At 46.0% G+C, this 10,675-nt stretch carries 10 protein-coding genes, 12 tRNA genes and 1 rRNA gene; all 23 read left to right on the forward strand.

The genetic code is table 11. The annotated features are described in order from the left end of the window. Positions 1 to 41 precede the first annotated feature (41 nt). The gene (locus NOM01_RS13580) at positions 42 to 1,046 is read left to right on the forward strand and encodes a LolA family protein (RefSeq protein ID WP_255749049.1); all 1,005 of its coding nucleotides are present in this window, start codon (positions 42 to 44) and stop codon (positions 1,044 to 1,046) included. A gap of 303 nt (positions 1,047 to 1,349) precedes the next feature. Continuing rightward, a complete protein-coding gene (gene alr, locus NOM01_RS13585; protein WP_255749050.1) occupies positions 1,350 to 2,540 on the forward strand; it encodes an alanine racemase in 1,191 nt (396 codons plus the stop codon). A gap of 156 nt (positions 2,541 to 2,696) precedes the next feature. Beyond that, the gene (locus tag NOM01_RS13590) at positions 2,697 to 2,975 is read left to right on the forward strand and encodes a CopG family ribbon-helix-helix protein (RefSeq protein ID WP_023509569.1); all 279 of its coding nucleotides are present in this window, start codon (positions 2,697 to 2,699) and stop codon (positions 2,973 to 2,975) included. Between the two features lie 3 nt (positions 2,976 to 2,978). After that, a complete protein-coding gene (locus NOM01_RS13595) occupies positions 2,979 to 3,329 on the forward strand; it encodes a type II toxin-antitoxin system PemK/MazF family toxin (RefSeq protein WP_255749051.1) in 351 nt (116 codons plus the stop codon). Between the two features lie 308 nt (positions 3,330 to 3,637). Continuing rightward, a complete protein-coding gene (locus NOM01_RS13600) occupies positions 3,638 to 4,639 on the forward strand; it encodes a PP2C family protein-serine/threonine phosphatase (protein ID WP_255749062.1) in 1,002 nt (333 codons plus the stop codon). 64 nt (positions 4,640 to 4,703) lie between these two features. Beyond that, positions 4,704 to 5,042: an STAS domain-containing protein gene (locus tag NOM01_RS13605; RefSeq protein WP_255749052.1), complete on the forward strand. Its 339-nt coding sequence runs from the start codon at positions 4,704 to 4,706 to the stop codon at positions 5,040 to 5,042. Next, a complete protein-coding gene (gene rsbW / locus NOM01_RS13610; RefSeq protein WP_255749053.1) occupies positions 5,035 to 5,514 on the forward strand; it encodes an anti-sigma B factor RsbW in 480 nt (159 codons plus the stop codon). The genes NOM01_RS13605 and rsbW overlap by 8 nt, the downstream gene beginning before the upstream one ends. Beyond that, entirely contained in the window at positions 5,486 to 6,274 is a 789-nt protein-coding gene (sigB, locus tag NOM01_RS13615; RefSeq protein WP_255749054.1) for an RNA polymerase sigma factor SigB, read from the forward strand. Before rsbW ends, sigB begins: the two co-directional genes overlap by 29 nt. Positions 6,275 to 6,388: 114 nt before the next feature. Beyond that, entirely contained in the window at positions 6,389 to 8,545 is a 2,157-nt protein-coding gene (locus NOM01_RS13620; protein WP_255749055.1) for a Tex family protein, read from the forward strand. Positions 8,546 to 8,577: 32 nt separating this feature from the next. Beyond that, positions 8,578 to 9,051, forward strand: a complete 474-nt coding sequence (locus NOM01_RS13625) for a SprT family protein (RefSeq protein WP_255749056.1) — start codon at positions 8,578 to 8,580, stop codon at positions 9,049 to 9,051. Between the two features lie 155 nt (positions 9,052 to 9,206). Further along, a tRNA-Asn gene (locus NOM01_RS13630) sits at positions 9,207 to 9,281 on the forward strand. Between the two features lies 1 nt (position 9,282). Continuing rightward, positions 9,283 to 9,374, forward strand: a tRNA-Ser gene (locus tag NOM01_RS13635). A 6-nt stretch (positions 9,375 to 9,380) separates the two neighbouring features. Then, a tRNA-Glu gene (locus tag NOM01_RS13640) sits at positions 9,381 to 9,455 on the forward strand. 21 nt (positions 9,456 to 9,476) lie between these two features. Next, positions 9,477 to 9,552 (forward strand) — tRNA-Asp (locus NOM01_RS13645). Between the two features lie 55 nt (positions 9,553 to 9,607). After that, positions 9,608 to 9,682, forward strand: a tRNA-Gln gene (locus NOM01_RS13650). A 3-nt stretch (positions 9,683 to 9,685) separates the two neighbouring features. Next, a tRNA-Lys gene (locus NOM01_RS13655) sits at positions 9,686 to 9,757 on the forward strand. 6 nt (positions 9,758 to 9,763) lie between these two features. After that, a tRNA-Leu gene (locus tag NOM01_RS13660) sits at positions 9,764 to 9,848 on the forward strand. 13 nt (positions 9,849 to 9,861) lie between these two features. Next, a tRNA-Leu gene (locus tag NOM01_RS13665) sits at positions 9,862 to 9,947 on the forward strand. A 9-nt stretch (positions 9,948 to 9,956) separates the two neighbouring features. Further along, a tRNA-Arg gene (locus tag NOM01_RS13670) sits at positions 9,957 to 10,033 on the forward strand. Between the two features lie 4 nt (positions 10,034 to 10,037). Beyond that, a tRNA-Pro gene (locus NOM01_RS13675) sits at positions 10,038 to 10,114 on the forward strand. Positions 10,115 to 10,119: 5 nt separating this feature from the next. Further along, positions 10,120 to 10,193 (forward strand) — tRNA-Gly (locus NOM01_RS13680). Between the two features lie 10 nt (positions 10,194 to 10,203). Beyond that, positions 10,204 to 10,280 (forward strand) — tRNA-Ile (locus NOM01_RS13685). Between the two features lie 217 nt (positions 10,281 to 10,497). Continuing rightward, positions 10,498 to 10,675, forward strand: a 16S ribosomal RNA gene (locus NOM01_RS13690); the annotation flags it as partial.

Below are 10,675 nucleotides of genomic sequence, written 5' to 3' on the forward strand. Positions count from 1 at the left end.
CCTCCTTTGTCACCGAATAGAGGCAAAGGGGTTGGAGATACATGAAAAAGTGGTCGGCATTATGGCTTGGCGCGATCCTGGTTTTGGCGTTATTAACCGGATGCGGCACCAAATCGGAAAAAGATGTCATTAATGATCTGAACAAGCGCTATGAAAATATCAACAGCTACTCAACCGATGCAGTCATGACGTTCCAGCATAATGGGAAGAAACAAACGTACCAAGTTAATGTCATGTATAAGAAACCAAACTATTACAAAGTTGCGCTCAGTGATGGGAAAAAAGAGAACAAGCAAATGATCTTACGCAATAAAGAAGGCGTCTTTGTCCTGACTCCGGAATTAAATAAGAGCTACCGGTTTGAAAGCGACTGGCCGAATAATCGAAGCCAAGCTTACCTGTACCACTCGCTGGCAAAGGATATTTTGAATGATCCGAATCCGGGATTCACGGCAAAAGATAATCAGTACGTTTTTAAAACCAAAACCAATTACAATACCACACAGCTGGCCAATCAAACGATCTCTTTGAAAAAGGATCTGACTCCAAAAAATGTTCAGATCAAGGATAAGGATGAGAATGTCGTGGTAACGGTCAAATTCAAATCCTTTAAAGTGAATCCGTCACTGAATAACAAAACATTTGATGTAAAAACGAACATGACGGCGGCCCGTATTACAAAAACACAAACGACAACGGCGGAAAATGCCTCGTTCAAGCTTTTGTATCCGACGGCCATGCTTTCAGGAACCAAGCTTGCGACCGTGAAACCGCAAACCACTCAAGTCGGCGATCGTTATGTTTTAAAATATGAGGGCAAGAAACCGTTCACGCTCATTGAATCAAAAAGTCGGACCTCAGTAAGTTCCGTACCGACGATTGCAACCGGGAGCCCTGAAAATCTTGGATTTGCCATTGGTTCCAGCGGAGATAAATCATTATACTGGTCTTATGGGGGAACGGATTACTTCCTCGCTTCAGATAAATTGACACAAGATGAAATGATGACCATTGCTCAGTCTGTCAACGGACTTGCAACGAAATAACAAATAACTGCCGGCGCTCCGCTCCTCGTGATCGGGCGCTTTTTTGCTTGCATAACAGCACTTCGTCTGGCTGAGAAAACCAAATCGAGGTGCGTGTTTTATTATAAAAGCTTTAGGGCAAACGGATTACAAAATCATCTTTCGTTTTTTTGCGAGAAGTGCTTAAATAGGAATAGAAAACCTTGTCGAAACAAGGCGATGAGGAAGGCTTATTTACTTGCTTCACTTGTTTGTGATGAGCGAATGGCGAGCGGAAAACCTTCCTGTAAATTTTATTCAATGGATTGGGTGGTTGAGCCAGCGATGACAGCTACATCTTTTTATAGAGAAACATGGGCGGATATTGATCTGGACGCGGTAGCGAACAACGTCCGAAATATGAAGACACGTATTCCGGAGGATGTTGCTTTGCTTGCAGTCGTTAAAGCAAACGGATATGGACATGGCGCGTTGCAGGTCGCACGAACCGCGCTGGATAACGGCGCATCCTGGCTTGCAGTTGCTCTGTTCGATGAGGCACTTGCCCTTCGTAAGCAAGGTATTGAAGCGCCAATCCTAGTGTTGTCGCCTATTCCGCCCCAGCATGTCAACCATGCGGCCAAGTATCATATCGCTCTGACTGTGTCTGACGGAGAATGGGTTAAACGCGCCCGGGAAAACTATACTGCTGAACAGTCCGTGTCCCTGCATATTTCCTGTGACACCGGCATGGGCAGAATCGGTATCCGCAACAAGGACGAAGCATCCACACTTGTCAGCGAAATCAGGCGGGATCCCCGTTTTGTCATTGAGGGAATGTTTACGCACTTCGCTACAGCCGATCAGGATGACGAAGCTTACTTTAATGAACAGTACGGACGTTTTGAAATGATGGTAGACTGGATTCAGGAGCTTGGTGCACGTCCTGCAGTGATTCATTGCGGGAACAGCGCGACAACCTTGAAGTATCCTGCGGAAAGACGTCACTTGTTTAACATGGTTCGCTATGGAATCGCGATGTACGGCCTGTCTCCTTCCCCTGAAATGGTCAAACAGCTGCCCTTTGTATTGAAACGCGCCATGTCGCTGCACAGCCGATTGACCTACGTAAAACAAGTGGAAAAAGGGTCGTTTATCGGATACGGTGCAACGTACCAAGCCCCTGATGATGAATGGATCGGCACTGTGCCGATTGGCTACGCAGACGGCTGGCTCCGGGGATTTCACGATACCGATGTTCTGATCGACGGTCAAAGATGTCCGATTGTCGGACGGATTTGCATGGATCAATTCATGTGCCGGCTTCCGCACGCATACCCTGAAGGAACAGAGGTAACCTTAATCGGGAAAAATGGCGCTGAGGAAATCACGGCAGACGAGAGGGCTCAGCAGCTGCAAACAATAAATTATGAAGTAACCTGCACGATTCACCCCCGCGTTCCACGGGTTTATTGGAAAAACGGAAAGAAAATAGCGACAAGCAATCCGATTCTAACTGCCGCAGATGAAACATGATCAATAAATCAGCAAAAAAATGAAAAAAATAACACAATTAAGCATAGAAGTACTCGATTTTTGGCGAAAATAGCTTTGCAAAACAATTTTGAAATGGTAACATGAATTTTAGATCAAAAAAAGATATATTCTGACGAAAGTGGTGGGGGTGCAGGCATGTCGGAATCAAAGATAAAGGAAATCATGCTGAGTTTGCCGCAACATTTATTGAACGAAATTGATGGAATGGCGAGTCGGGACAAGATGAATCGCAGTGAATTTCTCCATCGCGCCATCAGACTGTATCTGCGTGAGCGTAACAGGGGCTATGTCCGTGAAATTATGCGTCAGGGCTACATGGAAATGGCTAAAATCAACCTTAACATTGCTTCTGAAGCATTCCTCGCTGAGGAGGAGGCAGAGATCACTATGGAACGCTCCGTCAGCGGGGTGTAACTGGTGATTGTTAAGCGCGGCGACGTCTACTTTGCAGATCTTTCACCAGTCGTTGGATCAGAACAAGGCGGTGTACGCCCGGTCCTGATCATACAGAACGACATTGGCAATCGCTTTAGCCCAACGGTTGTAGTAGCGGCCATCACCGCACAAATTCAAAAAGCCAAATTGCCGACTCATGTGGAGATCGATGCGAAAAAATACGGCTTTGATCGTGACTCGGTCATCCTGCTCGAGCAGATCAGAACCATTGACAAGCAGCGACTGACGGATAAAATCACGCATTTGGATGAAGAAATGATGAGTCGAGTAAACAAAGCGATTCAAATCAGTCTCAGTTTGATTGATTTTTGAATCGCATACATACACATAAATGAACGAAGAGCGCCTTTCCCATCAGAAAGTCGCTTTTTTTGTGGGAATCAATTCAGTCCAGCCTATTTGCTCAATATGGGAATTTTTGTTGAATTTTGCTGTTCATATTTTTTGCCATAATCGTCAATTCATGAAATAATTAGGTACCGAGTTTGCATTTTTGATTGTTTGTTATTTCGACAGAAAAGGTGATTGAAACCGTTCTATTTAGTTGAGTTAGACTATTCATTAATTAATTAGCTTTTTAGTCTATGGGTGTTCGGAAGGAGTGGGCTACAGTGGGTACAATGGAAGAAGAGCCGCAGCTTGCTGCATATCGAGATTTACTCGCACATTACGTTGCTCAAAGTTCAGAACCGAATATGGAGGAATGTGAGCAGCTGAGCGAATACTTGCATGAACATGGGGTTTCTCCTGATGATCTTGTCGAACTGCATCTTGATGCATTGAAACAAATCGTTATAAACCCTGATCGCGTGATACTCCGATCCATTGACTTTTTAATAAAGATGATGTCGGGATACGGCCGCGATTATAGGGAACATCAAGCGCTTAAAAACCGCCAGAAGCTGTTAGACACCGAGATTGATGTTGCTGCTGAGGTACAGAAGGCACTTCTTGAAGGGAAAGTTCCAAGCTGTTCTTTTGCGGACATCGGCGCGGTTAGTGTACCGGCGAAAAAGATGAGCGGAGACTACTATCGCATTGTGAACGATGGAAAACGATTGGCAGTCACGATTGCCGATATCGTTGGAAAAGGTATCCCGGCAGCTATGTGTATGTCGATGATCAAGTACGCAATGGACAGCCTTCCTGAAAATAAATCGGGGGCTCCATCGGCAATTCTTTCAAGTTTGAATCGTGTCGTTGAGCGCAATGTTGATCCAAGTATGTTCATCACCATGTTTTACAGTGTCTATGATCCTGAGACTCATATTTTTTCAAATTCTTCAGCAGGTCATGAACCAGGTTTTTATTATTCGGCACGCGAGAACCGATTTGTCGATCTGGAAGCTAGAGGACTATCGCTTGGACTCACTCCTGAATCCAAGTATAGGGAGTGGGCTCGGAAAATTTGGCCTGGCGATATGATTTTCCTTCTGACCGACGGAGTAACCGAAATTCGGAAGGATCACGATTTTATTGAACGCAAACAGATCGTGGAAATCATCCGCAAATCGATGCATTTGCCCGCCTCACGCTTGGTACGGCATGTTATGTATGAATTAAAGAAGATGCAGAAATGTTCATTTACTGATGATTTTACATTTATTGCGATGAAGTTTTAGGTTTTGCCTATTCTGATATTGGGTATGGATCATTTAAAGATGCTTTGCATGCAGGAGGATGAACATGAATATATCAATTGAGCGGGAAGCAAAAGGAGAGAAACTTTATCTTGTCGCTGTGGAAGGAGAAATCGATGTATTCACAGCACCGGAATTAAAGAAAGGCTTGCTTCCTTTAACAGAAGTTGAAGACGGTGAATTGATTTTAGATCTCAATGAGACAAAATATATGGACAGTACAGCACTTGGCGTTATTGTTGCTGCACTCAAATCGGCAGTCAAACACAATTGCCGATTTTCTGTAATTGGTATGACGCCGCGAATTAAAAGACTGTTTGAAATCACCGGATTAATGGATCTTCTTACGAGAGCACAGATAAGCGGGGGGAGCGCAAATGACTGAAACGAGTGATGTGATTCGGCTTAGCATTCCGGCAAAACCTGAATTTGTCGGAATTGCGCGGCTTGCATGTTCTGGAGCGGCAAGCAGAATGGGCTATTCGTTCGACGCGGTTGAAGATATCAAGGTTGCGGTGTCCGAAGCCTGCACGAATGCGGTCAGTCATGGATACAAACAAAATGGGATTGGTCAGATCCAAGTTATTATGGAATGTGGTAAAGAGGCGCTGACACTTACTGTTCTGCATAACGGAGAGAGCTTTGATGCGAGCGAAGCACTGCAGAAACTGAGGCCGATCGATCCTTCCGCCGATCTTGACGATGTCAATGAGGGAGGACTGGGTCTCTTTTTGATCAATGCGCTTATGGATCAGGTAACGATCAGTACGGAATGCGGTGTAGCTGTCCGAATGGTCAAGTATGTAACCAGAGACGGGGTGGAGCGCATTGCCAACAAAGTCTCAACAACAGAATGAGATTCAGAAATGGATCGCTGATTTTCAAAAAAATCCTGAGGATGAACAGCTTCAGACGAAAATAATTCGCCGTTATGAGAAATTGGTCGGTGCACTTGCCAGCAAATTTGCTAAGAACAGCGATGTGCGCGAGGATCTTTATCAGGTCGGCATGATTGGGTTAATCGCAGCTATTAAGCGATTTGATCCTGCAGTTGGCGGCAGCTTTGAATCTTTTGCTGTTCCAACAATCGTCGGAGAAATAAAGCGCTACATTAGAGACAAGACGTGGAGCGTCCATGTGCCAAGACGTGTCAAAGAACTCAGTCCGAAAATCCGACGTGCGACCGAAGCACTGACAAACTCCCTCCAGCGTTCTCCGAGGATTGATGAAATTGCTGAAGCCATTGGTGAAAGCGAGGAAAGTATTCTTGAAACCTTAGAAATGGCTCGAGGATACAACACCTTGTCCGTGGATTCAAAGATCGATGGGGATCCGGAAGGTACAGCGATGACACTGCTTGATATTGTCGGTAAGCAGGAGAACGGCTATGAGCTGGTACACAAGAAGCTCATTCTAACCGAAGCGTTCCAGGTCCTTTCGGAGAGGGAGAAAAAGATCTTGATTTGCACCTATTACGACAATCTCAGTCAAAAAGAAACGGGTGCACGCTTAGGAATTTCGCAAATGCATGTCTCTCGTCTGCAAAGAAGTGCCCTTCGCAAGTTAAGGGATAATCTTCCTCGGAAAGACGAAGTGGGACTTTCAATTAACAAGTGATTGTTTATTCAGGCAGCTCGTTATAGGGACGAGCTGTTTTTGTTTTACCTATTCTGTTTACTCAGACGAACAAATCTGTTTTCTGATATGATAGATGGGAAGGGGACGATTATAATGGACGAAGTTGTTTTACATATAGCAAAAAAGCTGAATATTTCTGCGCCACAGGTAGCACGCACCATTGAACTCCTGGAGGACGACAATACCATACCTTTTATCGCACGCTATCGGAAAGAAATGACCGGTGGGCTGGATGAAGTTCAAATTGAAAAAATACAAGATTCCTATACATACAGCAAGCAATTAGATAAACGCAAGATCGAAGTCATTAACCGAATTGAAGAGCAAGGAAAATTGACTGATGCGCTCAAACAGAAGGTTAATCGGGCATTGACTTTGCAGGAAATAGAAGATCTTTATCTTCCTTATCGACAGAAACGGCGTACACGTGCGTCTATTGCAAAGGAAAAAGGACTGGAGCCATTAGCTGATTGGCTGATGCGCTTGCCTTCTGATCCTGTGGAGCCCTTTGCCGAACAGTTTGTTTCCGATCAGCTTCAAGTGGCATCAGCTGAGGAAGTATTGCAAGGAGCATTGGATATTATTGCTGAACGCCTTGCGGAACGTGCAGAATTGCGTGCATTGGCACGCAAGCGAACGGCTGAACAGGGAATGATTCATGTTCAGGTGAAGCACCAGGAACTTGATGAGAAGAATGTGTATGCCAATTATTATGCCTACGAAGAGCGGATAAAAACACTTGTTCCTCACCGGATTTTAGCGATTAATCGCGGGGAAAAAGAAGAAATACTCAAGGTATCTGTAGAAGCACCTGAAGGATCGATTCTCCCTGCGATCAAACGTGCATTGAATCCGGGAAAGCAAACGACGGCAGAGGGGTTGCTGAATGCATGTGCTGAGGATGCGTACAAGCGATTAATTGCACCATCCGTTGAGCGGGAACTGAGACAGGCATTGACAGAAAGGGCCGAGCAGCAGGCGATTCATATTTTCGCAGAGAATCTTCGCGGTCTGCTTCTTCAGCCGCCGCTGAAGGAGCGGACCGTACTCGGTGTTGACCCTGCCTATCGCACAGGCTGCAAGCTTGCTGTTGTCGATCCGACCGGCAAAGTGCTGGACATCTCACTTATTTATCCAACACCGCCTAAGTCGGATATCGAAGGGGCAAGGAAAAAGGTTCTGGAACTGGTTGAACGGTATCACATCAACATGGTTGCGATTGGCAACGGCACGGCATCGCGTGAGACTGAGGCATTCATTGCCGAGACACTGAAACAAGTGTCCGATCATAAACTTTTTTATATGATTGTTAATGAAGCAGGCGCAAGCGTTTATTCTGCTTCTGCACTTGCACGCGAAGAATTTCCGGATCTGCATGTTGAAGAACGCAGTGCCGTGTCCATTGCGCGAAGACTTCAAGACCCGCTTGCGGAACTTGTAAAGGTCGATCCAAAATCTGTTGGGGTCGGTGAATACCAGCATGACGTGTCACAGCGAGAATTAGCAAAATCGCTCCAATTTGTCGTAGAGACGGTTGTGAATCAGGTAGGCGTTAACATTAACACAGCTTCGCCTCAGCTGCTTCAATATGTTGCTGGACTGTCGAAAACGGTAGCAAGTAACGTAGTTGCAGAACGGGAGAAGCTCGGCAAATTTGAAAGCCGGCTTCAACTGAAAAAGGTTCCGAGGCTTGGCGCACGTGCTTTCGAACAATCGGCAGGATTTTTGCGGATCAGCGGAGGAAAAAATCCGTTGGATAATACGCCGATTCATCCGGAAAGCTATAATGTTGCAGGAGATTTGCTCAAAAAAGCAGACTGCGATGCCGACAAAATCGGAACTGAGGATCTGATTGACAAATTGCGGGCATTGGATGTGACACGAACTGCCAATGAACTCTCTGTTGGCGAACCGACCTTGCGCGATATGATCGAGGCACTGATTCGGCCAGGTCGCGATCCACGCGATGACCTGAAAAAACCACTGTTGAAGACCGATGTTCTAAAGATGGACGATTTGAAGCCGGGTATGCAGCTGGAAGGAACGGTTCGTAATGTTGTGGATTTCGGTGCATTTGTTGATATTGGAGTGAAACAGGACGGTCTGGTTCACCTGTCAAAGCTTGCCTCACGCTTTGTTCGCCATCCGCTTGACGTTGTTCGTGTTGGTGAAATAGTCACCGTTTGGGTGGAACAAGTGGACGCAGAAAAGGGACGTATCTCATTAACAATGGTAGCTCCCAACAAATAAATGCAGAATTGATGACCCGTGGAGGTGAGGTCATGACTGATGAAGAACTTCAAAAGCTTGTAGAACAGGTATCGATGGAGAGCTTTCATCGTCCTTTTCGTCATCAGGCGATTTTTAACTCAAGGCTTCGAACAACCGGTGGACGTTATTTGCTGAACTCGCACCGGCTCGAATTCAATGCCCGTCAGCTCAACTATTTTGGATTAGAAGCCTTTTTGAAAATCATTAAACATGAATTGTGTCATTACCATCTCCATCTGCTTGGTATGGGTTATCGTCATAGGGATGCCGATTTCCGCACGTTGCTGGCAAGGGTGGGCGGTTCAAGGTTTTGCGAGGCAATTCCTAACACGCGCAATGGTTCGGGCGTTCGTTATCATTATCAATGTTCCGCATGTGAAACAAACTTTTATCGTAAGAGAAAATTAGATACTGCACGCTATGTTTGCGGTGCATGCGGCGGTACACTTCAATTGCTCAGCAAGACACGTATCAATCAATTTTAAATAAGATTAAAAATAGGGTTGACGTGGGATGTTAATCTGTGTTAAATTATTTAAGTCGTCAAAAGGACAAGCGATTGTGTCGCTCAAAACCTTGTTGACAAGTGAATGAACACAGTGTAGAATAGCATATGCATTTGTTTTTTTGAACCACTTATTCCACAGTAGCTCAGTGGTAGAGCAATCGGCTGTTAACCGATCGGTCGTAGGTTCGAATCCTACCTGTGGAGCCATGGAGAAGTACCCAAGTCGGCTGAAGGGGCTCCCCTGCTAAGGGAGTAGACGGTGTAAATCGTGCGAGGGTTCGAATCCCTCCTTCTCCGCCATTTTATGGCCCGTTCGTCAAGTGGTTAAGACACCACCCTTTCACGGTGGGTTCATGGGTTCGAATCCCGTACGGGTCACCATTTATAATAAGAATTATTTGAGGATCCGTGGTGTAGGGGTTAACATGCCTGCCTGTCACGCAGGAGATCGGCGGTTCAAATCCGCTCGGATCCGCCATTTATTAATTAGTTGATAAAAGAAAACGATATGTGTTCCTATACATAATTGTTTTTGGCCCATAGCCAAGCGGTAAGGCAACGGTTTTTGGTGCCGTCATGCGCTGGTTCGAATCCAGCTGGGCCAGCCACATGAGCCACTAGCTCAGGGGTAGAGCATCTGACTTTTAATCAGAGGGTCGAAGGTTCAAATCCTTCGTGGCTCATTTTATGCGGGTGTGGCGGAATTGGCAGACGCGCTAGATTTAGGATCTAGTGTTTTCCAACGTGGGGGTTCGAGTCCCTTCACCCGCACCAATTAATTGAATATGCGGTCGTGGCGGAATGGCAGACGCGCTAGCTTGAGGGGCTAGTGGAGGCAACTTCGTGGAGGTTCGAGTCCTCTCGACCGCACCATATTATTTTGCGCCCTTAGCTCAATTGGATAGAGCGTCTGACTACGGATCAGAAGGTTGGGGATTCGACTTCTCTAGGGCGCACCATTGTCGGGAAGTGGCTCAGCTTGGTAGAGCATCTGGTTTGGGACCAGAGGGTCGCAGGTTCAAATCCTGTCTTCCCGACCATATATGCGGGTGTAGTTTAGTGGTAAAACAAGAGCCTTCCAAGCTCTGGTCGTGGGTTCGATTCCCATCACCCGCTCCATTATTGTAATGGGCCTGTAGCTCAGCTGGTTAGAGCGCACGCCTGATAAGCGTGAGGTCGGTGGTTCAAGTCCACTCAGGCCCACCATTATTATTTAATGTATATGAATGTTCCTTGAAAACTGAACAAAAGCCAAGCGTGATATAAGGGTTTTAAACCCCATAATCAATTCAATTTTGCTATGGATCTTATGAGCTTCCACAGGATGTGGTGACTTCTGCGTTGTGCACAGGACGTGCACGACCTTAGCAGAAGTTCCACTCTTTGGAAGTACGACAATAAAGTAAGTAAGTATGCAACACACTTTTTGGAGAGTTTGATCCTGGCTCAGGACGAACGCTGGCGGCGTGCCTAATACATGCAAGTCGAGCGCACGGAAGGGAGCTTGCTCCCGGAAGTGAGCGGCGGATGGGTGAGTAACACGTGGGTAACCTGCCTGTCAGACTGGGATAACTGTGGGAAACCGCAGCTAATACCGGATG

Origin of the sequence: Sporolactobacillus sp. STSJ-5 (assembly GCF_024385605.1) — a bacterium.
Classification (GTDB): Bacteria; Bacillota; Bacilli; order Bacillales; family Sporolactobacillaceae; genus Sporolactobacillus.

What these genes read in the sequence shown, in the direction of transcription:
- NOM01_RS13580 (WP_255749049.1), top strand. Translation starts at nt 42, where the DNA reads ATGAAAAAGTGGTCGGCATTATGGCTTGGCGCGATCCTGGTTTTGGCG.
- NOM01_RS13620 (WP_255749055.1), top strand. Translation starts at nt 6,389, where the DNA reads ATGGACGAAGTTGTTTTACATATAGCAAAAAAGCTGAATATTTCTGCG.
- rsbW (WP_255749053.1), top strand. Translation starts at nt 5,035, where the DNA reads ATGACTGAAACGAGTGATGTGATTCGGCTTAGCATTCCGGCAAAACCT.
- NOM01_RS13600 (WP_255749062.1), top strand. Translation starts at nt 3,638, where the DNA reads ATGGAAGAAGAGCCGCAGCTTGCTGCATATCGAGATTTACTCGCACAT.
- NOM01_RS13590 (WP_023509569.1), top strand. Translation starts at nt 2,697, where the DNA reads ATGTCGGAATCAAAGATAAAGGAAATCATGCTGAGTTTGCCGCAACAT.
- alr (WP_255749050.1), top strand. Translation starts at nt 1,350, where the DNA reads ATGACAGCTACATCTTTTTATAGAGAAACATGGGCGGATATTGATCTG.
- NOM01_RS13625 (WP_255749056.1), top strand. Translation starts at nt 8,578, where the DNA reads ATGACTGATGAAGAACTTCAAAAGCTTGTAGAACAGGTATCGATGGAG.
- NOM01_RS13605 (WP_255749052.1), top strand. Translation starts at nt 4,704, where the DNA reads ATGAATATATCAATTGAGCGGGAAGCAAAAGGAGAGAAACTTTATCTT.